The sequence below is a fragment of the Micrococcales bacterium genome (genome assembly GCA_016703125.1).
Taxonomy (GTDB): domain Bacteria; phylum Actinomycetota; class Actinomycetes; order S36-B12; family UBA10799; genus JADKAV01.
On the sequence record JADJCR010000003.1, the window covers coordinates 136,086 to 158,876 of the forward strand.

Annotated in this window: 19 protein-coding genes, 2 tRNA genes and 2 pseudogenes; 14 read left to right on the forward strand and 9 right to left on the reverse strand. The window is 68.2% G+C overall.

All coding sequences use genetic code 11. The features are described from left to right. Positions 1-232: 232 nt before the first annotated feature. Genes rph through IPG68_05005 form a run of 4 tightly spaced genes read left to right on the forward strand, consistent with a single transcriptional unit; the run spans position 233 to position 4,739 of the window. Entirely contained in the window at positions 233-1,024 is a 792-nt protein-coding gene (gene rph, locus IPG68_04990; GenBank protein MBK6762660.1) for a ribonuclease PH, read from the forward strand. After that, positions 1,021-1,638 (forward strand): RdgB/HAM1 family non-canonical purine NTP pyrophosphatase, encoded by a 618-nt coding sequence (gene rdgB, locus IPG68_04995; GenBank protein MBK6762661.1) that lies wholly within the window; start codon positions 1,021-1,023, stop codon positions 1,636-1,638. The genes rph and rdgB overlap by 4 nt, the downstream gene beginning before the upstream one ends. Before the next feature lie 9 nt (positions 1,639-1,647). Continuing rightward, the gene (locus IPG68_05000; protein ID MBK6762662.1) at positions 1,648-3,585 is read left to right on the forward strand and encodes a M13 family peptidase; all 1,938 of its coding nucleotides are present in this window, start codon (positions 1,648-1,650) and stop codon (positions 3,583-3,585) included. Further along, on the forward strand, positions 3,582-4,739 hold the full coding sequence (locus tag IPG68_05005; protein MBK6762663.1) for a YihY/virulence factor BrkB family protein: 1,158 nt from the start codon (positions 3,582-3,584) through the stop codon (positions 4,737-4,739). The genes IPG68_05000 and IPG68_05005 overlap by 4 nt, the downstream gene beginning before the upstream one ends. A 36-nt stretch (positions 4,740-4,775) precedes the next feature. On the opposite strand, the gene IPG68_05010 is transcribed toward IPG68_05005, so the two are convergent. The 6 genes from IPG68_05010 to bcp form a co-directional block, all read right to left on the reverse strand. After that, positions 4,776-5,609: a DUF4239 domain-containing protein gene (locus IPG68_05010; GenBank protein ID MBK6762664.1), complete on the reverse strand. Its 834-nt coding sequence runs from the start codon at positions 5,607-5,609 to the stop codon at positions 4,776-4,778. After that, on the reverse strand, positions 5,512-7,740 hold the full coding sequence (locus IPG68_05015) for a fibronectin type III domain-containing protein (GenBank protein ID MBK6762665.1): 2,229 nt from the start codon (positions 7,738-7,740) through the stop codon (positions 5,512-5,514). The genes IPG68_05010 and IPG68_05015 overlap by 98 nt, the downstream gene beginning before the upstream one ends. Positions 7,741-8,785: 1,045 nt before the next feature. Further along, complete coding sequence (locus IPG68_05020) at positions 8,786-10,654, reverse strand: hypothetical protein (protein MBK6762666.1); 1,869 nt, start codon at positions 10,652-10,654, stop codon at positions 8,786-8,788. Continuing rightward, positions 10,651-11,007, reverse strand: a complete 357-nt coding sequence (locus IPG68_05025) for a hypothetical protein (protein MBK6762667.1) — start codon at positions 11,005-11,007, stop codon at positions 10,651-10,653. The genes IPG68_05020 and IPG68_05025 overlap by 4 nt, the downstream gene beginning before the upstream one ends. 96 nt (positions 11,008-11,103) lie before the next feature. Further along, positions 11,104-11,185, reverse strand: a tRNA-Leu gene (locus tag IPG68_05030). A gap of 37 nt (positions 11,186-11,222) precedes the next feature. After that, positions 11,223-11,696 (reverse strand): thioredoxin-dependent thiol peroxidase, encoded by a 474-nt coding sequence (gene bcp, locus IPG68_05035; protein MBK6762668.1) that lies wholly within the window; start codon positions 11,694-11,696, stop codon positions 11,223-11,225. Positions 11,697-11,812: 116 nt separating this feature from the next. On the opposite strand from bcp, the pseudogene IPG68_05040 reads away from it, so the two are divergent. From IPG68_05040 to IPG68_05065, 6 genes and pseudogenes are all read left to right on the forward strand, one after another. Beyond that, a pseudogene (locus tag IPG68_05040) lies at positions 11,813-12,780 on the forward strand (PDGLE domain-containing protein). A gap of 11 nt (positions 12,781-12,791) precedes the next feature. Next, positions 12,792-13,532 (forward strand): cobalt ECF transporter T component CbiQ, encoded by a 741-nt coding sequence (cbiQ, locus tag IPG68_05045; protein ID MBK6762669.1) that lies wholly within the window; start codon positions 12,792-12,794, stop codon positions 13,530-13,532. Beyond that, positions 13,460-14,257, forward strand: a complete 798-nt coding sequence (locus tag IPG68_05050) for an ABC transporter ATP-binding protein (protein MBK6762670.1) — start codon at positions 13,460-13,462, stop codon at positions 14,255-14,257. The genes cbiQ and IPG68_05050 overlap by 73 nt, the downstream gene beginning before the upstream one ends. Before the next feature lie 9 nt (positions 14,258-14,266). Continuing rightward, complete coding sequence (locus IPG68_05055; protein MBK6762671.1) at positions 14,267-14,605, forward strand: DUF3618 domain-containing protein; 339 nt, start codon at positions 14,267-14,269, stop codon at positions 14,603-14,605. Beyond that, positions 14,605-14,911 (forward strand): annotated as a pseudogene (locus tag IPG68_05060) (co-chaperone GroES). The gene IPG68_05055 and the pseudogene IPG68_05060 overlap by 1 nt, the downstream one beginning before the upstream one ends. Positions 14,912-15,042: 131 nt before the next feature. Continuing rightward, positions 15,043-15,115 (forward strand) — tRNA-Lys (locus IPG68_05065). Positions 15,116-15,181: 66 nt separating this feature from the next. Here the strand turns inward: IPG68_05065 and IPG68_05070 are convergent. Both IPG68_05070 and IPG68_05075 read right to left on the reverse strand, forming a co-directional pair. After that, a complete protein-coding gene (locus tag IPG68_05070) occupies positions 15,182-16,768 on the reverse strand; it encodes an MFS transporter (protein ID MBK6762672.1) in 1,587 nt (528 codons plus the stop codon). A gap of 174 nt (positions 16,769-16,942) precedes the next feature. After that, positions 16,943-17,455, reverse strand: a complete 513-nt coding sequence (locus IPG68_05075; protein MBK6762673.1) for a CHAP domain-containing protein — start codon at positions 17,453-17,455, stop codon at positions 16,943-16,945. A 243-nt stretch (positions 17,456-17,698) separates the two neighbouring features. Here IPG68_05075 and IPG68_05080 point away from each other — a divergent pair, with 243 nt between their 5' ends. The 4 genes from IPG68_05080 (at position 17,699) to IPG68_05095 (ending at position 21,296) form a co-directional block, all read left to right on the forward strand. Then, the gene (locus IPG68_05080; GenBank protein ID MBK6762674.1) at positions 17,699-17,887 is read left to right on the forward strand and encodes a hypothetical protein; all 189 of its coding nucleotides are present in this window, start codon (positions 17,699-17,701) and stop codon (positions 17,885-17,887) included. Continuing rightward, positions 17,884-18,618 (forward strand): hypothetical protein, encoded by a 735-nt coding sequence (locus tag IPG68_05085; GenBank protein MBK6762675.1) that lies wholly within the window; start codon positions 17,884-17,886, stop codon positions 18,616-18,618. Before IPG68_05080 ends, IPG68_05085 begins: the two co-directional genes overlap by 4 nt. Positions 18,619-18,765: 147 nt before the next feature. After that, positions 18,766-19,902 carry a hypothetical protein gene (locus IPG68_05090; protein MBK6762676.1) on the forward strand — a complete coding sequence of 379 codons (1,137 nt, stop codon included), beginning with the start codon at positions 18,766-18,768 and terminating at the stop codon, positions 19,900-19,902. Then, positions 19,902-21,296, forward strand: a complete 1,395-nt coding sequence (locus tag IPG68_05095; GenBank protein ID MBK6762677.1) for a hypothetical protein — start codon at positions 19,902-19,904, stop codon at positions 21,294-21,296. The genes IPG68_05090 and IPG68_05095 overlap by 1 nt, the downstream gene beginning before the upstream one ends. Here IPG68_05095 and IPG68_05100 read toward each other — a convergent pair. Beyond that, complete coding sequence (locus tag IPG68_05100) at positions 21,186-22,790, reverse strand: hypothetical protein (protein ID MBK6762678.1); 1,605 nt, start codon at positions 22,788-22,790, stop codon at positions 21,186-21,188. The two genes, IPG68_05095 and IPG68_05100, sit on opposite strands and share 111 nt — an antisense overlap. Position 22,791: the final 1 nt, after the last annotated feature.

A 22,791-nucleotide genomic window follows, 5' to 3' on the forward strand; every position in this document is an offset into this window, starting at 1 on the left:
GGGTCCGGGTGTGGCGATCGGAATCTGTGGACAGCCGGTGGCGACACCACAAGTGGGCGCCGGGGGTCTGTTTCAAGATCATTTCGCCCAGTTGTGGGCCGGATTTGGGCTGGATGTCGGAAATGACCGGCGTGCTGGGCGCCACAACTGGGCGTGGGGGCAGGCTGCGCGCCCACTTGTGGTGTGAGACGGCGGCGCACCCGTTGCCAAGTGCCTCAGTAAAGTCGGAGCCATGCGTACTGACGGCCGAGCTGCCGACCAACTGCGTCCGATCCGCTTCCACCGCGGCTGGCAGGACAACGGCGAGGGCTCCTGCCTGGTCGAGTTCGGCCGCACCCGCGTGCTGTGTGTGGCGTCGTTCGCCGCCGGGGTGCCGCGCTGGCGCCGCGACTCTGGCAAGGGGTGGATCACCGCGGAGTACGCGATGCTGCCCCGGTCCACGGACACTCGCGGCGCCCGGGAGTCCATCAAGGGCCGTCCCGGCGGCCGCACCCAGGAGATCTCCCGCCTGATCGGCCGGGCGCTGCGCGCGGCCATCGACGACTCGCTGCTCGGTGAGAACACCATCCAGGTGGACTGCGACGTGCTGCAGGCCGACGGGGGTACCCGCACTGCAGCGATCACCGGCGCGTACCTCGCGGTGGCAGATGCCTGCGCTTGGGCCCAGGAGAAGGGACTGATCCGCCAGTCGCCACTGCGCAACTCCGTGGCCGCGGTCAGCGTCGGGGTGGTCGACGGCGAGCCGCGCCTCGACCTGCACTACGACGACGACGTCAACGCGGACACCGACATGAACGTCGTGATGACCGGAGACGGGCGCTTCATCGAGGTGCAGGGCACGGCCGAGGGGGAGCCCTTCGAGAAGGCCACCCTGGATGCACTGCTCGACCTCGCGGTTGCCGGTTGCGCCGAACTCACGGGACTGCAGGAAAAGGCCCTGGCTACCGAGGGCCCACGCCCCGGGCGCCTGCTCGACGGCGGCCCGGCCGTGGTGAGCGACGGTGCCGCCCCGGGCGGGTCCTGATGACGTGGGTCCTCGCCACTCGCAACCGCGGCAAACTCGCGGAACTATCGGTCATCCTCGCTGATGCCGGGTTGCACGACGAGGTCCTCGACCTCGACGACGTGCATGTCCCCGACACCCGGGAGACCGGGGTCACCTTCGACGAGAACGCGCTGCTCAAGGCCCGGGAGGTCGTCGCCGGTACGGGGCTGCCGGCCATCGCCGACGATTCCGGGCTGGCAGTGGACGTCCTGGGGGGAGCGCCGGGCGTGTTCTCCGCGCGGTGGTGCGGGCGCCACGGTGACGATGCGGCGAACCTTCGTCTGCTGCTCGCGCAGTTGGCGGATGTACCTTCTGAACACCGCACCGCGCGGTTCGTGTGCGCGGCGGTGGCTGTCTGGCCCGACGGCCGGGAGGTGGTGGAGCGCGGGGAGCTCCACGGGACGCTGACCTTCGCCCCCCGTGGCAGCAACGGGTTCGGCTACGATCCGGTCTTCGAGGTGCAGACCCCGGCGGGACCGCGCACGACCGCTGAACTCGACGCGGAACACAAACACGCGATCAGCCACCGCGGTCGGGCGTTCCGGGCGCTGGTGACGCGTCACCTGGTCGCAGGTGCGGCGCCGCCCATTTAGGGTGGCTGCATGACACTCAACCTGCAATGGCAGGACCACGGCGTGCGGCCGCAGGACGACTTCTACCGGCACTGGCTGGGTCGGTGGCTCGACACCTTCGAGATCCCCGCGGACAAGGCGGAGTTCGCCTCGTTCACGGATCTGCATGACACCGCCCAGGAGCAACTCAAGGCCATCATCGAGGACCTGTCTGCGCAGCAACCCGACCCGGGCACCAACGCCGGCCGGATCGCGCTGCTGTTCAACGCCTTCATGGACACCGACGAGATCGACCGAGTGGGACTGGATGCGATCGCGGACCTGTTCGCGCAGGTCGACGCCCTGGTCTCCACCGCCGAGTTGCCTGCCCTGTTCGGCCGGCTGGAACGGCTGGGGGTCGGCTCGCCGCTGGGCGGTGCGGTGCACCAGGACAACCGGGACTCCAGCCGCTACGTCCTGGACATGTGGCAGAGCGGGCTGGGCATGCCGGACCGCGACTACTACCTGGAGGAGACCTTCACGTCGCAGCGGGAGGCCTACCGCGAGCACGTGGCGGCCATGCTGCAGCGCTGCGGTCTGGGTGGTGGCGAGGATGCAGACCGCATCGTGACGCTGGAGACCAGGCTGGCGCAGGGCCATTGGACCCAGGTCGCCAACCGCGATCCGGTGCGGACCTACAACCAGTACCGGCTCGGGGAGTTGAGCGACCTGACGCCGGGCTACGACTGGGGTGCCTACCTCGACGCCATCGGCGTGACGGGTCGCATCGAGACCCTGAACATCGCACAGCCCGACTACGCCCAGGCCTGTGCGCGCTTGCTCGATGAGGTCGACCTGGCCGATTGGCGGCCCTACCTGCGCTGGCGGATCCTGAACTCGTTCACCGGGCTGCTGTCCGAGGAAACGGTCCAGGCCTCGTTCGAGTTCTACGGCAAGGTCCTGCGGGGGGTTCCGCAGATGCGGCCCCGCTGGAAGCGCGGAGTGGACCTGGTGGAAGGCATGGTCGGCGAGGCGCTCGGCCAGGAGTACGTGGGCCGCCACTTCCCGCCGGAGAACAAGGCCCGCATGGTCGAACTGGTGGACAACCTGCTGGCGGCGTTCGAGGTGTCCATCGATGGCCTGGCCTGGATGACGGAGCAGACGAAGCAGGAGGCCCACGCCAAACTCAAGCGCTTCACGGCCAAGATCGGCTACCCGGAGGTCTGGAAGGACTACTCCGACATGGACTTGGTGCCCGGGCAGTTGATTGCGTCGGTACGGGCGGCCCGGGAGTGGCACCACGACTACGAGGTGAACAAGCTCGGCGGCCCGGTCGACCGCCACGAGTGGCACATGAACCCGCAGACGGTCAACGCCTACTACAACCCCGAGATGAACGAGATCGTCTTCCCGGCAGCGATACTGCAGCCGCCGTTCTTCACCATGGCCGCCGACGACGCCGTCAACTACGGCGCCATCGGGGCGGTCATCGGCCACGAGATCTCGCACGGCTTTGACGACCAGGGCTCGCAGTTCGACGGGGACGGCAACCTGCGCAACTGGTGGACCGACGCCGACGACGAGGCGTTCTCCGACCGCACCCGGGCGCTCATCGACCAGTACGCAGCGTACGAACCGGTCGATGGTCACACACTCAACGGTGAGTTGACGCTGGGGGAGAACATCGCCGACGTGTCGGGGCTTGCCGTTGCGTACCGGGCCTACCAACTCTCGCTGGGTGGGCGACCCGCGCCGGTCGTTGACGGGCTGACGGGGCAGCAGCGGTTCTTCGTCGGCTTCACCCACGTATGGCGGGCCAAGACCCGTCCGGAGGAGACTGTCCGCCGGATCACGATCGACCCGCATTCCCCGCCCGAGTACCGGGTGTTCGGGACGCTGGTCAACACCGACGCCTTCTTCGACGCCTTCGATGTCAAACTCGGCGACGGCATGTGGCGCGAACCCTCCGACCGTGTGCGGATCTGGTGAGCGAGGACGACGACGCGTTCTACGAGCCGTGGCGCGACCCCGACCGGGACTACGCGGCCACGCCGCCCCCCACCTCCCACACCGGCGCCGCCGGCCGTGTGGAGAACGTGGTCCTGGGGGTCGGGCGGCTGGTGGACAGGGCGCAGTCCCGGTTCGCGCCGGTGGCCTTCGGGTACGCGGTCTTCAAGAAGTACGCCGACGACGAGGGCAGCCGGCTGGCGGCGCTGCTGGCCTACTACTTCTTCCTGAGCATCTTCCCGCTGGCCATCGGTGGTTATGCCATCCTGCGCACCATCGCGGACAACAACCCCGACCTCATCAACCAGCTGGTCGAGCAGGTCGTGCCACCGGAGTACCAGGAGCAGATCATTGCCTCCTACGACACGCTGCCCAGCGGCGGGGCGGCGCTGGCGATCGCGCTCATCGGTCTTCTCATCGCCGGTACCGGGGGCGCATTCGCGCTCTATGCCATGGTCAACCAGGTCTTCTGCGTGCCGTACCGCTTCCGTTACGGTTTCGGCCCACGTTACCTGCGGGTCCTGCTGACGCTGCTGCTCATCGGGATCGGGGTGGTCGTCATCGCCGGCACATCCCTGCTGATCGGGCAGTACGTCCCCGGCAGCTTGCAGGGACTGGCCAGTTCGGTGATCACGTTCGCGGTGGTGGCGGGGATTCTGTTCGCCGCGCCCAAGATCCTGACACGTCGGCACGTGCACTCCGCGGAAGTCGTCGTCGGGGCTGTGGCCGGTGCGCTCGTGTTTACCGCGATCCTGGCGCTGGCCGGCTTCATCACCGGCCGGACGCTCGCCAATTCCTCGGCCATATACGGCGCGATGACGACGGTGGTGGCCTTCATCTCGGTGCTGTTCCTGGCGTCCAACGCGATCGTCTTCTGCTACGAGGCCTCCGTGGTCTGGGCGTGGCGCCTGTGGCCGCGCGGCGTCGACATCAACAACCTGTTCCCAGCAGACGAGCGGGCGTACGCATTGTTGTCGCTGATGGACGAGCGGATGCCCTCGCAGCGCAACGGCATCTACTTCGACGCCCACGGGCATGAGGACGACCGGCGGCCGGAGCTGGAGGCGTTGATGCGCCGCCCGGAGGGTGTGCCGCGATCACCGTACGACGTGCCGCCGGACGATTCCGAGGGGTAACCGCAGCCGTCGCAGCGGCGCGCCCGAAGCAGGGCGTCACCCGAACTCCGAGACCGCCAGGCGTTCACAGGGCGACCAGTCCTGGTCGGGGTTGGTGTCCTCCAGGCGCAGCAAGGCGCCGTAGATGTCGTCGGGCTTGACCGAAACGCCCAGGTGCGTGAATGGCGTGGCGAACATGCTCAGGGCCCCGACCACGCCCATCGTGAAGACCAGGCATGAGCCGATGAGGACGATGGCCAGGCGGGGACGGTCCGGCAGGCTGACCATCATCAGCGTCGCGAAGACGAGCACTCCGAGATCGATGACGAGCCACACGATCAGGGGTAGTTGGAAGGCCGAACTGAGGATACGTTTCTGGCGGGCGTTCTGCGCGTCCTGGAAGGCCGACATCGTCTGGGCCTGGGCCTCCTGCTGCGTGCTGGTGCGTACGGGGAGGTCCCCGATGCTGGCGCGCGTCCGCGCGGCCCAGGCAGCGGTGTTCTCGTCGCCGGTGAGGTCACCGTTTTCCGCGGAGGTCCAGGAATCTGTGGCCACAGACCGCATGAGGCAGACGGTGTCACGGCGGACCTGATCGGCCGGTGATGAGGGGAAGTAGTCGGCGTTCTCGAACACGTCGGCGAGGGCGACGGCCTCCTCGCGCGCGCTCTGCCGTACCTCCTCGTAGACCTGCACGGAGAAGAAGAGCATCAGGCCAAGCATGATCCCGAGCACGCCGCTGACGTAGGCGAGCGCGTCGGTAAGCACCCCGCCAGCGGCGTGTTCGGAATCGTCCTCACGACTGGCGACGTAGCGACGCAGGAGGATGCCCGTGCCGATGCCCAGTGCGGTGCCGAGCAGCAGTCCGAGCCAATTGAGCGCAACCAGCGTCACGCCGGACATCCTGGCAGAATCCAGCGGCCGTGGTGATGCCAGACGAGGACGATCCGTGTCCGTGGCAGCGCGAGGACTGCCGTTGCTCCTGGCGATCGAGGACAGCTGGATCCCGCGTCACCTCCGGCGCTGGATCGTCACGCCATCGATGATTACCGGTCCTCCGCCCAGCGACACGAGCCGCAGGTAGCCACGTGCCGAGGCGGGCCAATCCACGGAGAACTCCTTGGCATGCCTGCCAGCGGCCGTGCCCTGTCGGTCGGCGCCGGCCTGCGAGAGGTCGATGACCTTGAGCAGTTGACCCCTGTGCCGGACTTCCAGTCGTCCGCAGTCGCTGCACGCCACCGCGGTCACGGACACGGCTTCCGTGCGCCCGATCCGGATCGACAACGCAGAACGGTAGTCCACGGCCCTGAGTGCCTTCTTCTCGGAGAAGAACCGGCCCTTGAGCGGGGCCCACCTCCCCGACGCCTTCAGGGGAGGCCTGATCGAGCGGGCGGCTCACGCAACTCCAATCAGACCACCCGGACCAGTGGCCGACCCCGTCGACGGCGCGAACGCTGGCACAGACGGTCTTGCCCCGCCCGATCGTGAGCCGACGTACGCGCTCCGGGGACGAGTCGGCGTCATTGACGATTACTGGTTCTTCGAAGTTCCCCAGGACCCCGCTCTGGCGTGTACGGATCTGGTAGGAAGCGAGGCCGGAACCGCCGCGGTCGGCACCTGAGTACCGAAGCCTCGGGATCCCCTTCCTGGCAATTGCCGGCAGGTCGTCGATGGCGACCTTCGGATCCTGGCTGTCGACCATCCACGAAAGCAGTGGCGTCTGCGCCGCACCCCCCGGGCCTTCCGCCTTTGCGCGGAAGGTGTGCTTCCCGTCGGCGAGTCCGGTCAGCCGCAGCGGCGATGCGCACGGCTGTCCGACACCGTCGATGAAGCAGGTGACGGCAGCGCCATCGATGGACGTGGCGAACTCGATCGTGGCGTCCGGCGTGGTGAACGACCCCTCCGCAGGCCCGCGAACGATGGCGATGTCGGGAGCTGCCGCCAGCGAGACCTCGGGAGTCGTGGCAGGCGGCGACTCGAGGCCGGCCTCGTTGCGTCCGGTCACGGTGAAGATCAGCGGTGTCTCCGCGGTCAGACCGGTGAACGTGGACTGCTGGCTCGACCCCGCCTCGTCCTGGCATGTCCCACCCAGCAGGCAGACCCGGTAACTGTCCATAGGCACGCCGCCGTTGCTGGCCGGCGGGATCCAGGAGACGACCGCCGAACCCGGCGCCGACCCTGCCGCCGCACGCACGTTGCGAGGGGCGCTCGGCGCGTCAGGCAGGGTCAAGGGGTTGCTCTGGTCCGACTCCGGACCCCGACCCGTGGCACTGATCGGCGTCACGGTGAACGTGTAGGTCACGCCTGTCTGCAGCCCCGGAACCGTGGCCGTGACCGCATCGCCGGGGAACTGGAAGAGGGTTCCACCCGGCGACACCGCGATCTCATAGGAAGTGACGCCCGCCCGGGCCGATGACGGCGTCGGCGGCTTCCAGGTGATCTCCGCCTCTCCAGGGCCACCGCGCTTGGCCTTCACGTCGGTCACCTTCTCAGGCACGCCCAGCGGAGTGACCGGTGCACTTGGGGAGGACTGGTCACCAGGCGCCGCACCGTTGATCGCTTGCACGGTGAACCGGTACGGGCGTCCGTTGGTCAGGCCGGACAGCGTCATCGCCGTGGTGGTTCCGGTCACCGTGGTGTCGATCGGAGTCTCCGGGAAGGTTTCGCCCGGCTGCCGGAACTCGCGGATCCGGTAACTGTCGATCGGCGCCCCACCGGTGGCGGAGGGCGGATCCCACTGCAGACCGATCGACTGGTCTCCGGCGTACCCGTGACGTTGGACGGCGCGCTGGGAGCCTCCGTGACCACGTCGATGGGTTCGGACGGGTGAGATGCCGGTGACTCGGTTCCTCCCGAGATCGAGAACACGGCGACTCGGTAGCGGCCCGGCGCGACGTCGGGGAACGACGTTGCGGTCTGACCACCGGGAACCAGCTTCTCGAGAGGGCTGGACCCGTCCTCCGGATAGGCCACGACGCGCCAGTCGTGTCCGGTCGGCTGAACCGGCCCGAGCGGATCGGACCACTGGATGTCCAGGGTCCGGCCGGGGCTGAGGTCGACCTCGACGTCCTCCGGTGCTCGAGGCGCAACGGACGTAACGGCCACGATGCGGTGCGAGCGGTAGCCCTTGTTGTTGTCCTCGTGGACCTCGTCGGCCACCCCGTCGGAGTCCACCTTCGCGAAGAAGCGCGGAGCGCCGCCCGCGTACCTCGCGTCGGGCGTCCAGTCCAGGTAGGCGAATTGCGACCCGCGCGCCGGGATGGCGCCGAGGTTCGAGATCTTGCCGATCGACACGCCACCTACGTCGGGATCGGCGTCGAAGAACTCGACGGCGACACCCGCGGGCTGGTCCTTCAGGCTGTAGTTCTCGACCTGTGCGCGCAGGCACAAGGGCACTCCGGGCGCTGCGTACTCGGTGGTGGGCACCCGTGGGTCGTTCGGGGCGCACGGCCCACGGAACACCTGGACGCCCGGTGAGATGAAGCGTGCGGAATCCGACGAGATACCGGCTTGCTTCTCGTAGTCCAGCAGCCGCGGCAGTTTCAAGGTGACGTCCGGCTTCTTGCCGTACATCTGCTGCCACCATGTCCTCGGAGAGCCCGGTGGCGCGATGCCCGGACTGACCGCGTAGTCGAGGACCAGCGCCGCACTCTCGTTCCAGTACGCGAACGGCTTCACCGTGTACGCGGTCTCCCCGAAGCTCTCATCGATGCCGCCGAGGATCGCGGCCAGCTTCGTCGTGTCGCCGACGGACGTCTTGGTGTTGGTCAGGCTGGAGTTCTTGTAGTCGCCGGAGACCTCGACGCTGACCTTGACCAGGCCGGCGACGTTCCCGCCACCCTTCAAGGTGCCACCGACGTTCCAGTCCTTCTCGGTGGACGCCTCCTCGGCGGTCACCTTCTCCTTCGTCAACGTATAGGTGAAGTCGCTGAAGTCGGACAGTTCGAACTCCTGCTGTGCGAAGGGCCCCACGGGCGGACTCTGGGCGTCCTTGGCAGTGGGCGAGATGAAGGGGTTCTCCTGCTCAGTGAGGTCTTCGGGGTAACTGAGGATGTTCCCCGGCTGGTGGTTCACGTTGAGATCCACCGCGTCCGGCGAGTTGATGTCGATCCACCGCTTGGTGATGGTGTGCGGGTCGTGGTGAGTACGTACGCCGAAGGCTGCGTGCCACCCGGCTGGTAGATCGGGTACTCGAGGGTGTCATAGGCCCGCCGGATCGCGTAGATCTTGTCGGTGTTGCGCGCCTTGACGTTGACCTCAATGGTGTCCTTCGTCGTAGTGGCATCGACGTTCTTGAACTTCTCGCCGTAGCCGCCGCGGATCTCCGCCTCGACGTCGACGACGTCGAACAGCGAGAACTCGGCGCTGGCCTTGGCGCTGACCGCCCAGTCCTCGGTTGACTCGCTTGTCACCTCGGTGGTCGCCTCGGTCTTCTTCTCGTACTCCGAGGTGAAGAAGCAGACCGGTGGCACCAGATATTGATTGCCGGCGTAGCAGAAGTTCGGGTCGTACATGCGGCCGTCGAGGACGTCGAAATGGGTAGGCGGAGCGTTGAGGATCACCGACGGCTCGAGTGTCGTGTACCGGCCCGGGACCGGGTCCCCGAGTTCAGCCCGGCCGTCGAGGGCCATGGAGGCGAGCTCCGGGGTGTCAGGAGCGCCACAGTCCGAAATGAACTGTGGGCTGCCGAAGGTCATCTTCCCTTGGCTGTTCAGACTCGCGAAGTTGAAGAAGGCCCGTTCTCCGGAGGAACAGCCCGAGTCCGTCCTGGCCGCCACAGCGATCTGTGGGAACGCCCGCACAGACGCCTGTCCCGGCACGGGCGCGACCACCTGTTCATTGGTGGGACGGGTGTCCAGAACCGTCATCTCGGCGAAGGGGATTGTGAACTGCGAGTCCAAGGTTCTGAACACATTCTCGTAGGTGCCGACATCAACGACATCGATGAAACCGTTGGGCTGGTTCAAGATGCCCCACTCGGGCATGGACACCAACTCATCGACACCGTCACCGGTCAGGTCGCCGACCGATTCGATCTGCGAGTGGAAGTTGCGCCACTGGCCAGTGTCCAGCACCGCGCCGTCCATCGTTCCCATCAACTTCTCTTTGAGCGTGAACGAGGCGCCTGACGGTACCAACTCCGTCAGCCTGCCGTTCCCCTGGATCCCGGAGCCGACGAACAGCCGGGGCTTCTCCGGCCCGTTGCCGCTGGTGTCGCGGACAACCGCAGCCCCCGGACCAGCCTGCTCGTCACCGCTGCCCGGCAATCCTGACAACGAAGGAGTGATCGTCTGGGGCGGTACTGCTTCCTGCAGATCGCCCTGGCCATCGACCTTGAGCAATGCAGCCCTGTAATGCCGGTCCGCCGCGGTGCTGCTCTGGGGTGCCCACAGGACCGCGACCTGATCGGAGCCGGCCCCGGTGAAGTCCGCCACCGCCAACGACGGACTAGTGGCGACACCCCCGTTGTTGGAGTACACGGGGCCATAACTCAGAACGGGCCCTGCAACCGACAGTCCCGTCACTCGGCCATTCGCATCACGCTGCACCCCGATGCGTGCGACCCTCAGTTCGTTCGTGCCCGCCTGCACGTAGGACACGACCAGAGACCGGGCGGCATCAGTGCCGAATCTGCCAGGAACGAGCGCCACCTCTGTGAGATCGCTCGGTTGACCCCCCGGCAGCGCGACGTGGAATGTCTGGGCGAAGCCGTTGAGTTGGTGGTTCGCGTCATAGGCCGGCCGTGACCAGGTCACGCAGATGGCGGACTGCCCGCTGCATCCGATGCCGGTTCCTGCATGCGCCAGGCCCGGTTCCAGCGAGGGCCGCCACACGTCATCGGGGTACTTGATGAGATCGAGGTCGGCTTCCACAGCCCTCGATCGGTACTGCGACGTTGAGGACTTGGACAGGCTGGCCGCCACGCTGGTCCCGTTCACGACCGGGGGTTGATGACCTTGAGCTCGCCGTCGATCTGCAGACTGGCCCGGCGCACGTCGATCTTGGGGATCCGTCCCAGTTGTTGATCCAGTTGCCCCCTGCTTTCGACGAGGACCAACCCTTCTCGCCCGATGGACCGACGGTTCTCGAAGCGGTCGACGGGGCCCGGGGTCTGGACTGCCGCCGGAACAGCCTGGGCGACGCCCGGAGCCGCCGCGACTGCGGCCGTGGGAGTTGCGGCGAGGGCCGGGCCAGCCGCGCTCATGGGGAGCGCGATGACGCCGGCCACACCGAAACTCAGGACCGTTCTGGCCGTGACAACAGAGGTGCGTTTCGCGATCCCACTGACCATTGCGGACCTCCCAGGGTCAAGAGCCCCGAAACTACGGGACGTCGACAGGGAGGTTCAACTCGAGCGGTGGAACGGTAGGGGGCGTCTGCACTTCGGTGCGGGTGGGGAGACTTGAACTCCCACGTCCTAGGACACAGGAACCTAAATCCTGCGCGTCTGCCAGTTCCGCCACACCCGCGTGGCTACCAGCGTAGGCGCGACGTCGCGCCCCGGGTTCAGAGGCCCAATTCGGCGCGCAGTTTCGCGACGTGTCCCTTGGCCTTGACGTTGTACATGGCCCGGTCGATCTTCCCGTCACTGTTGATGACGAACGTCGAACGGATCACGCCGACGTACTTCTTGCCGTAGAGGCTCTTCTCGCCCCACGCTCCGTAGGCCTCCAGCACCTCGTGGTGCGGGTCACTGACCAGCGGGAAAGTGAGTGTGTCGCGATCGCGGAACTTGGCCAGCTTCTCCGGTGCGTCGGGGCTGATCCCGACCACTTTCACGCCGGCGGCGTTCAGGGCGTCCAGCGAGTCGCGGAAGTCGCAGGCCTGTGTCGTGCAGCCCGGAGTCATGGCGGCGGGGTAGGCGTAGAGCACAACCGTGGAGCCGGCGAAGTCGGACAGGCGCACGGTGTTGCCCTGATCGTCGGTGAGGGCGAAATCGGGGGCGGGGTCGCCGGGTTCAAGTCGGACGTTCATGGACAAAGGGTAGGTTCGGCGTCAAGGGTCTGCAAATGGACACTGCAGGGACCGTCAGCCGGGTCCTTATTGCGAACTGTTCGCAATAAGGATTTAGACTGGCCGATGTGAACACTGTCGCCATGCACATACCGGATGGGTTCCTGGATGTCCCCGTGAGCCTGCTGTCGTACTTGGTGACCGGGGTGATCCTCGCGATAGCCGTGGTCAAGGCGCGCACGGAACTCGACGATCGCACTGCGCCGCTGGCTGGGTTGACTGCGGTGTTCATCTTCGCCGCGCAGATGATCAACTTCCCGGTCGCGGCCGGCACGAGCGGGCACCTGCTCGGCGGCGCGCTTGCGGCGATCCTGGTGGGCCCGTGGGTGGGCATGCTGGTGATCGCGGTGGTGCTGGCGGTGCAGGCGCTGCTCTTCGCCGACGGCGGGTTGACCGCGCTCGGCGCGAACATGCTGAACATGGCCATCATTGCCACAGTCGTGGGCTGGATCGTGTTCCGCCTGGGGCTGCGGTTCGTGCGCTCCCGGACAGGAGCCGCGGTAGTTGCCGGTGTCGCCGGCTTCGTGTCCGTCCCGGCCGCCGCCCTGGGTTTCGTCGCTGAATACGCCGTGGGTGGCACGGCCCCGGTGTCGATCTCCGCAGTGGCTGCCGCGATGGGTGGGGTGCACGTTCTCATCGGCATCGGCGAAGGTGTCATCACCGGCATGGTGGTTGCCGCGGTACTCGCATCCCGGCCCGACATCGTCGTCGGCGTGCGAGGGACTGCATTGGCCGGTCCGGTCGTGCGCCCCGAGGCGGTGACAGTATGAAGCGCCTGTTGATCATCGGTGCGCTGTTGGCGGTCGTTCTGGCAGCCGTGGTGAGTTTCTACGCATCCTCCCAGCCCGACGGACTGGAGAAGGTCGCTGGCGACCACGGCATCCTGGCTCAGGAGCGGGAGTCCGCGACCTCCACGTCGCCGCTGGCGGGTTACAGCCTCAGCGGGGTGGGCGATCAGCGGGTCAGCGGAGCGGCCGCCGGCCTGGTCGGCGTCGCGGTGACCGCGGCGGCCGGATTCGGCCTCTTCTACGCCGTGCGGCGGCGGTCCTGAGCGCGACCGGTCTGCTCGACCGCGGTTATGTCGATGCGGCCTCCGTGCCGCATCGCCTGAACCCCGCGGCGAAGGTGGTGGCGATCACGGTATTCGTGTTCGTCGTCGTCCTCACGCCGCGGGAATGGTTCGCGGTCTTCGCGGGGTACGCCGCATTGCTGCTGTCGGTGCTGGTGGGGGTGGGTGTGCGGCCGGGGCGCATCGCGCGCAGTCTCACCCTCGAGATCCCCTTCGTCGCCTTCGCTCTGCTGTTGCCTTTCGTAGGGCCGGATCCGGCCGGATTCGCGGGCCTCTCGGTCCCGGGCATGTGGGCGGCATGGAACATCCTGGTCAAGGCCTCGCTGGGAGTGCTGGCGGCGACGCTGCTGGCGGCGACCACGTTGCCGGTGGACATGGTCGCCGGTTTGCAGGCGTTGCGGCTGCCCGCGCCCATCGTGGCGATCTTCACCTTCTTCATCCGGTACGTCGACGTGGTCGCCGACCAATGGCGTCGCATGCGCGTGGCACAGCAGGCGCGCGGCTTCAACGCCTCCTCGCCGCGGTCGTGGCCGGCCCTGGCCAGGACGCTCGGTGCGCTGTTCGTGCGGTCCTTCGAGCGCGGGGAGCGGGTCCACCTCGCGCTGGTGAGCCGGGGCTATGACGGGAAATTGCCACCGGCGCCGGCGGGTCTGCCGCGATCATGGGCCATCGCGAGCCTGTTGCCCGGCACCGCGGCGGCAATCCTGCTGATCGGGGTGATCGCAGCGTGGTGATCGAACTGGACGCGGTGGACTACACGTACCCCGATGGAACGCCTGCGCTGCGGCAGGTGTCGCTCGCGGTGGAGTCCGGGGAGCGCGTCGCCCTGCTCGGCCCGAACGGTGCCGGAAAGACCACCTTGGCGCTACACCTCAACGGGGTGCTGACCCCGCAAGCCGGCGAGGTGCGCGTCGCCGGTCGGCCCGTGGGCCCTGACACGGTGCGGGAGACGCGCAGGATCGTGGGTCTGGTCTTCCAGGACCCCGACGACCAGCTGTTCATGCCGACCGTGCGCCAGGACGTGGCGTTCGGGCCGCAGAACTTCGGCCTCGACGACCTGGATGGCCGGGTGGCGCGGGCACTGTCCGCTGTCGGTATGCAGGATGCCCGTGACCGGGCCCCGCACCATCTGTCGTTCGGCCAGCGGCGTCGGGTGGCGATCGCGACAGTGCTGAGCATGGATCCGCAGATCCTGGTCCTCGACGAGCCGAGTTCGAACCTGGACCCGGCCAGCAGGCGGGAATTGGCCGACGTCCTGACCTCATTGGACGTGACCATGCTCATGGTGACCCACGACCTGCTGTTCGCCCTGCAACTATGCCCGCGCAGTGTGGTGCTGGCCGAGGGCCGGGTGCAGTACGACGGTCCCACCCGGGAGTTGCTGGCGGACCCGGATCTGCTGACCCGCTTCCGGTTGGAGTTGCCGTACGGCGTCGTTCTCGACCCTGCGGATGGATAGAGTGGGGGCATGTCTGATGCGTCCGATGCTGTGGTGCCCGTTGCGCCCACCGGAGTCGAGAAGAAGCCGTCGCCGGAGGTCGTGAAGGGGCAGCCGCAGCCGGTTCAGCGCTCGATCGCGGAGATCGAGTCGGACATGGAGGCCACCCGCGCCCGGCTCGCAGCCACGCTGGGCGAGTTGAAGGTGGCCGCGCAACCCAAGACGATCCTCAACCGCCAGGCCGAGAAGGTGAAGGGCTTCTACGTCGATGAGTACGGTGCCGTGCGCATCGACCACGTCGCCATCACCGTCGGCGTGGTCGTCGGCGTCATCGTCCTGCGACGCACGTGGAGGCGGGTCACCAGCTGATGGTCCCGATCAAGCTCCTGCACGATCGGGTGCTGGTGTCCGAAGAGGCCGAGGGGGAGCGGCAGTCCAGCGGTGGCATCCTGATCCCCGCCACCGCGTCGGTGGGCAAGCGGCTCTACTGGGCGAAGGTGGTCGCGACCGGTCCGAACGTCCGGCACATGACCCCGGTGACCGGGTCCTCTTCGAGCCGGAGGACCGCGCGGTGGTCGGTTGCAGGGCAGCAGTTACGTGATGCTGCGCGAACGCGACGTGCATGCGGTAGCAGCGGAGCACGTCGATGTCGAGGAGACCGGGCTCTATCTGTAGGCGTCCACGGCGTCGCTGAGAGATCGTGCGCGTCACGTCCGGCCCTTGCGCCCACCACCGCTGGCCGGCCTGTGTCTGAGGCCCCCGGGGCGGGAGTGCACGGGCGGACCGCTGCTATGCTCGGGGACGTTGCGCCGCTAGCTCAATTGGCAGAGCAGCTGGCTCTTAACCAGCGGGTTCGGGGTTCGAGTCCCTGGCGGCGCACTTCTCGTGTTGGGCCCGACTCCGGGTCCTGAGGAAGGTGGCCTACGGCCCCTCCTGGTGCCTGATTCATGTCGCTGACGCGGCGGAATCGTGCGGGAACCGTCTTCGGGACCAAAGGAATACCACCAAGCAGACGCCGGTGAACGCGGCTCCGCTGACTCCGTGTGCGCGCAGGCCGTCGACCATGGCGTCGCGCTGCGCGTCCGCGATCTGTTCCACCTGCTCGACCGGTACCGCGTAGTTGGCCGCGACGTTCTCGGATGTCACGCCCTCACGGATGCTCTCAGCGATCTGGACAGACTGCGGCGACGTCAGGCCCTCGCTCTCCAGCGTGCTCGACAGAGAGGCGGAGAAGGTGTTGAACACGATCGTGGACATCACGATCACCCCGACGGCACCGCCGATGTTGCCAGCGGCACTGCGGAAGGCGGACGCACTGCCGTCCTCGCCCGGGGGAGCCAGGTCCATCACGGCGTTGGTCAGTGGGATGCCTGCCCCGACGGAGGCGACAGCGTAGAGCCCGGTCACCAGGACCAGGACCCACATCGGCGATCCAGGACTGATCAGAGCGCTGAGGAGCAGGCTCACCGCCAGCCCCAGGAGCATGACGGAACCGGCGACAGTGATGCCGCGCTCCCGAAGAAGCCATCGGGTGATCACCGCTCCGACGATGGCTGCCGCCTGAGCGGGCAGCAGCGCGACCGCGGTCTGCAGGGCGTTGAGGCCGTAGATGTACTGGAGTCCGACGGTCATGTAGAACCACAGGTTCGCGAACGACATGAGGATGACAATGATCAGCAGGAGGAACATTCCGCCCTGTTCCAGCGCCGCCAGCGACAGGGACGGGGATTCTGTGCGGCGCAGAGCCCAGGCCAACGCGGCGAACGCGATCACTGTCATGCCCAACCGGACGAGGGCGCCGGCCGAGAGCAAACCGTCCCGGTTCGCCGCGCTCAAGAACTGGACGGCCGCCATCAACAACACACCAGCCAATGCCGGGGTGAGCAACTCGCGCGAGTCGCCCGAGTCCTCCGTCCGAGGCAGGTACTTGCGCGACGCCATGAGTATGACCAGCCCGCTCAGAGCCCAGACCGCCGCCACGAGCCGCCAGCTGCTGTGGTCGAGGAGTAGTCCTGTCAACAGCGGCATGGCGAGGTAGACGATGGGACCGACCATCGCGTAGGTGGAGAACGCAGAAGCGCGCGCCTGCTTGTCCGACACCGTCGAACTGAGCAGGGCGAGCGCGACCACGATGAACCCCGAGGCGCCGATGCTTTCGAGCACGAGGCCCGCCACGGCGACAGCCATGACGGGCGCCACCGCGACCACGGCGTTTCCAACGGTGAAAAGGATCCCGCACCTGGTGATGAAGCGACGCTCTCCCCAGCGGTGACCGAGGATGCCGGCGAGGAAGATGACGAGGAGTCCGGCGATGCTGGGGAGCTGCCGCAACAGCGAGCCCTGCTCCTCACTTGCCCCGAGGCCCTCCAGCATGGGGACGACCATGTAGTTGTAACTGGCCGGGACTGTGGTGGCCGCGCCCACCACGATGCAGACCCCCGCGAGTACACGACGCTGGTCACCGGTGAGCAGGTCGCGTCGCGACGCGGAGGTGCGTCCCGAGTGGCGGAGGTTGCGATGGCGCGTTCGCACGACGCACATACCCTTCCCTGCGACGCCTTGCGGGTCGATCCGCGGCCCGCAGCGGTTCGAGTGCCGACCCTCTCGCGAAGTTCAGTACTCCACCATTCTGACGCAGCAGGCGAGCGATGGTGTGGGGAACGGCTTATCAAGCCACGGTCCGGAAGGTGCGCCCGTCCATCCTGTCTACATGTAGAAGTACGGCGGCATCCATCCGAGATAGGCGTCGTCGGCGAACCCCCGGATGGGCAGGATCGCCACCGCGGACGATGTCGTCGAGACCATGCGGCCGTCGCCGAGGGACACCGCGATGTGACCGTGACCTCCGCCGATGGCACTGGACCACACGACCACGGCCCCGCGCGGGGGTGTGCCCTCCGTGTGGTGCAGTTCGGGTGGGGACTGCGTCCACACCAGGTGCGCCGAGGGCGGGCCGCTAGCGCGACCGAAGGCCAGGTCCACGAACCGCAGGCAGAACCCGCTGTCGCGCACGGCGCCGACCTGGGACAGCGCCCAGCGCACAGCCAGCTCGGCGGAACGCGGGTTGCGGAACCCGGACGGCAGCATCGCGTCGACGTCGGCAGCGTCACCTGGGGCGAGGGTCGATATCGCCGGACTGCTGACAGCCGATGCCCCCACCACGGCGGTGCCGGCAGTGGCGAGTGTGAAGACGGCGACGACGGCGGCAAGCAGTTTCATCCGGGCATCTCCAGTGGTCGGGCATGCACCGACTCTGTCGGGCACGACCGGTGGTCTCGGCGCTTCTCCACATGTCCACAGGTCGTGATGCACGACAGCCGTGATGTCCCCGCCGCGTGGCACGGTGGCTGCAGTCGAGAGGGGAGAAACGTGAGTCTCTGGGGCTTTCTGGACGTTGTTGCGGACCTGAGCAACCCGTCGCCTGCGGCGCCCTCGGAAGTGACGGCGCAGTGGGCGAAGATCATGGGACTGGCCAAGTGGGTCGCCTTCGCCGCCGGAGCCATCGGCTTGGTCGCCGCCGGGGTCATGATGAGCGTCGGGCGCCGGCACCGGTCGAGCGCTGCAGCCGACGGTGCCGCTGGCATCCCCTGGGTGATCGGTGGATTGTCCACGATCGCGTTGGCGGTACCCCTCGTGAACCTGTTCATGTGATGGAGCAGGTCGCGCAATCCTTCGCGCACACATACGCATCGCTGCTGGCCTGGGCGCTGACGTGGTGGGCGGACGGTGGGGGGTGGGGACTTCCCGAGGTCAGGGCGCAGGTAGGGGACCTGCGCCCCGTGACGCGGTGGGCGACGGCCGCCCTCCTGGCACTCGGGCTGGTGGCCGTCGGCTTGGTGATGGTCGTGCGCCGGCGAGGTGAGGACGTCGCGGCCGCGGTCGTCGGCGCGGGAAGGGCGCTGTTGGCTGTGTCTGCCGGGTGGCTGATCCTGGCCAGCGGCTGGTCGCTCGGCAACCACGTGGCCAGCTGGATCCTGGGGCGGTCCACAGGTGTCGGCGAATACCGCCGCGAGGTCGAGGAGGCGGTCTCCGCGGCCGACCCGGTGGTCGCGCTGACCCTGTCGATCGTGGGGATCGCCTGCTGCCTCGGCTTCATCAGCGCGGTTCTGGTGCGCTTGGTGGTGGCTGTCCTGATCGTCGTCGGCATGCCGGTGATCGCTGCCGGTTCGCTGTTCGGCGCACGGGCGCTGCGGACCGTGGCTGCCTGGGGGGTGGCGGTCATCGCGTTCGAACCCCTCAGTGCTGTGGTGTACCGGGTGGGTCATGCGCTCGCGCTCAACGCCCGGGAACCGGTACTCGTGTTGCTGGTGGCAGCGGTGACCTCGTTCCTGGCCGCGAGCATGCTGCCGCTGACCGCGCGCCTCGTGGGACCTGGGCCATGAACGCCGACGTACGCACGTACGGCGGGTGGCGGGAACGGCGCGGCTTCGGGGTGGCGGGGCTGTCGGGCACGCAGACGGGCTTGGCGCTCGCCGGGGTCGTGGTGTGCCTGGCGACGGCACTTGTGCGCCCGCAGGGCGTTGATGGTGATGGCAGTCCCGTTGTTGGCGCTGGTGGCGTTGGTGGCCATGCGCGTCCGTGGTGAGCCCGTGGCGGCCGTGCTTGGGCGGCACGGCCGCTTCCAGTGGGTCCGGCGACGAGGTGGACTGTCCTTCCGGGGCTCCGAGTCGGGTCGGCTGCCGGGAGTCCTGGCCGACGCCCACGTCATCGACGCCACCGACGGTGCGGGTCGCGGGGTGGGTATGTTCTGGTCGCCGGGCCGCAGGACCCTGACCGCGCTGGTGCCGCTTGAGCCGTGGTGGCCGGACCTCGTCGACACCGATGACATCGCGGGCTGGGTGTCCGGCTGGTCCGACTGGCTGGCGCACCTCGGCTACGCCCCACTGCTCGAGCACGTGGCAGTGACCATTCGCACCGCGCCGACCGGACAACCCGCTCGCACAGTGATGGGCATCACCGTCGGTCAAGCGGCCCGCTCCGCGCTGGATCAGGCCACGGCCGCGCTCTTCGACGCCCTGAGCGGTGCCCGTGGTCTCGGTGCCTGTGGCATGTCCGTGCTCGAGCCCTTGAACCCGGAGGAGATCATGACCTGGGTGCGCCAGGGCTACGACCAGGCCGCGGCGGGTGCCGCCGCAGTGGCCGCGGACATGCGCCCGACCGCGGTGGATGAGGGATGGGAGACCTACCGCCACGACGGCTGGCTCTCTGCGGCCTACGCGTGGCACGAGCCACCGGGCGGGGCCATCACCCCGGCCGGCCTGGCTCGGTTCCTGGGACCGGCGGAGTACCACAAGTCGGTCACCATGGTCTTCACGCCCGTGCCTGCGCACGAGGCAGCGCGGGAGGTGGATGGGCAGGCCCAGGCGGCGCTGTTCAGGCGCGAGTACCGCCGGCGGCTCGGCCGCGATGAGACGGCCCGGGATGCCGTCGACCTCCGGCGGGCGCGCCGCACTGCGGAGGAACAGGCGGCGGGTGCGGGCATCGTGGACGTGGGACTGTTCGCCGTGGCCACTACCCGGGATCCGGTGTCGCTCGCGTCGGCCGCGGCCGATCTCGAGAACCGTGCGGGAGAGGCCCGGCTGCGGCTGCGCCGCTGCTACGGCGAACAGGAACGGGCTTTCGCGTGCGCGCTCGGGGTCGGGTTCGTCCCGGGCAGGTGGTGGTGATGCGCACCTTCACGGCGAGCACCCTGACGGCGGCGTCGATGTTCCCGTTCGTGGTCGGATCCGGGGCTCCGCGTGACGGCGTGTGCGTCGGTCGTCATCTGGTCTGGGGTGAGCCTGTCCGCGTTGATCCCTTTGCGTGGCTGGCTGCCGGGCTGACTACGAACACCGGCATGTTCCAGCTCGGGCAGCCGGGCACCGGCAAGTCCGCCTTCGCCAAGCGCCAACTGCTGGGCCTCGTCGCGACCGGGGTACGACCAGTCGTCCTCGGCGACCCCAAGGGGGAGTACACACCCGTCGTGGAGCACCTGGGCGGGCAGGTGATCCGCGTGGGTCGCGGGCTCGACCGACTCAACCCGCTGGACCCGCAGACCTTGCGCGGGGCGCCCGCCGACGAGGTTCGCGGCCGGCGTCTGAGCCTGCTGATGGCCCTGTGCGCGCTGGTTCGGCGGGACCAAGGGCTCACCAATGGGGAGGAGGTGGTGCTGGCCGCCGCGCTGGACGAGGTCGCGGTACGCACCGACGATCCGGTGGTGCCCGAGGTGCTGGCTGCGGTGCAGACCCCGGGTGAACGGGTGCTGGCCGCCGCCCAGGTGCGGTCACACGCCGACTACGACACCGCCACCCAGCACCTGCGGTGGACGTTGGCGCTGCTGTGCGGGGGCACGTTGGCCGGGGTCTTCGACAGCCGCAGCACGCAAGCGTTCGATCCGGCGGCCCCAGCGATGGCCGTGGATCTGCGCGCTGTGCAGGACGAGACCCTGCTGGGCGCCGCAATGCTGTGCAGCTGGGCGTGGGGCCAGAACGCAGTGGCGTCGGCGCTGGCCCAGGATGCCGGATCCCGCTGGTTGCTGGTGCTGGATGAGCTCTGGCGGGCCCTGCGAGGCGCGCCGGGCCTTGTCGACCATGCCGACGCGCTCACCAGGCTCAACCGCTCGCGGGGCGTGGCCAGCCTGATGGTTACGCACTCGCTGCGGGACCTCGAGGCCCTGCCCGGAGCGCAGGACGTGGCCAAGGCGATGGGATTCGTGGAGCGCAGCGCGGTCGTGGTGCTGTCCGGCCTCCCGCGCCGGGAACTGGAGGTGGTCAGCCAGATCGTGCCGCTGTCGCGCCCGGAGATCGCACTGGTCTCCAGTTGGGCCTCCGCGCAGTCGTGGCGCGCTGGCGCCCGTCATCCCGGGCGCGGAAAGTACCTCATCAAGACCGGGCACCGCCCGGGGCTGCCGGTAGCGATGGAACTCAGTGCGGCCGAGGAGTCGCTGTACGACACGGATGTGCCGATGGCGTCACACCCGCACGGCCACGGACCGGCGCGGCAGGAAGCGGTAGCCGGCGGTGCGCTTGTACGGCAGCAGGCGCTTGCTCCCTTTGGCGCGTTGCACGACTTTGACCCGTAGCGGGCGCTTGGAGTTCAGGATCAGCGTCGGCAGGCCCTTGCGCTTCACGACCCGGCAACGGTACTGCTTGCGCAACTTCCCGCCAGAACCGGCGGGCCTGCAGTACGCGGTGGTGCGCAGCTTTCGTCCCTGCGCCGTCTTCGGCGGTCGCAGCGCCTGCCGCTCGCGCAGTTTGCGCGGCAGTGCGCGCTTGACCGTCTGCGCGCGCCGCGCGATCTTCGTCACCTCGGTGTCACCGCTCTTCTCCACCGAGGCGTTGTCCTTCGCGCCGGCGCGACTGCAGCCCGAACTCATCGCGGGGTCGTTCCACAGCCGGTCCCAGTTGGTGGCGAAGGCGCCGGAGACGTCCGGGTCTGTGAGTTGCAGGAATGTCTCGTCGTTGCGTTCGAGGGCGTTGTCGGTGAAGTTGTGGCTGCCCACCCAGGTGATGCGCTGGTCGAGCCCACCACCGTACGAGCCGTCGACGAGCACGTACTTGGCGTGGATCGTGACCCGGTCCCGGGTGGGCGCGGGGGCGATCTTCACGGCAACCTTGCTGGGATCGAGCCGGTCACAGAAGTCGCGGGTCATCGTGTCCTGGCGGGCCAGGACCTGGACCCCGCATCCCGCGTTCGCCATGTCCCGCAGAGTGTTGCGAACGCGCTTGCGGGAGAAGAACGGCGCCATGACCCGCACCGTGGTGGGCTGCGCGGCGCAGTTGGTGGTGCGCAGCGCCGCTGCCAGGGTGTCGACGTCGTCGGTGCGCGGGAAGAAGTGCGCCGTCACGGGGCCGGAGGTGACCGGCCGGCGGTAGGCGTCGTAGTTGTCCTCGCTGACGCGGCGTTCGGAGTAGAGGTCGTCGAAGTATCCGACGTACTGGTCGTAGGTCGTCCGGTCACCGCGCAGGACCACAGCTGCGTTGTAGGCGCTGTCTCCGCTGCCATCGGCGCGCAGGTTGCCCGTGCCCTGGAACGTCACATACTCGGCGTCGTCGGTGCGGGAGAACGCCGCGAACTTGTTGTGGTTGATGCTCTCGGGTTCGTCCGTGATGCACGAACGGTTGCACTGGCGGGCGAAAGAGTCGCCCGCCGTGCCGAGCATCTCGGCCAGCCGTGCGTAGGCGGCGTCGACCGCGGCGTTCTTCTTGGCCTTCTGCCCGTCGCCGCTGTCCAGCACTACGCGTACACGCACCCCGCGGCCGTAGGCACGCAGCAAGGCGTCGATCACCGGGTGGTGGGGCTGGATGACGAAGTAGGACAACACGATCGCTTCACCGGACGGGGTGCGGTCGATGAGCCCGACCAGGGCGTCGCTGATGGACAGATCGGGGGTGCCGGGCACCGGGTAGTTGAAGAGAACCTCGCGGCCCGTGCGCAGTGCCGGCGGGGCGGTCGGGCTGGGTTTCGGGTCCGCCGGTGGGTCCACCGGCGGCGGGTCGCCGGCGGCCGGCGCGAGTGTCCCTGCGAGCAGTACGGTGGCCACAGTGGCCGCGCACATCTGCAGGATCCGCTTCATC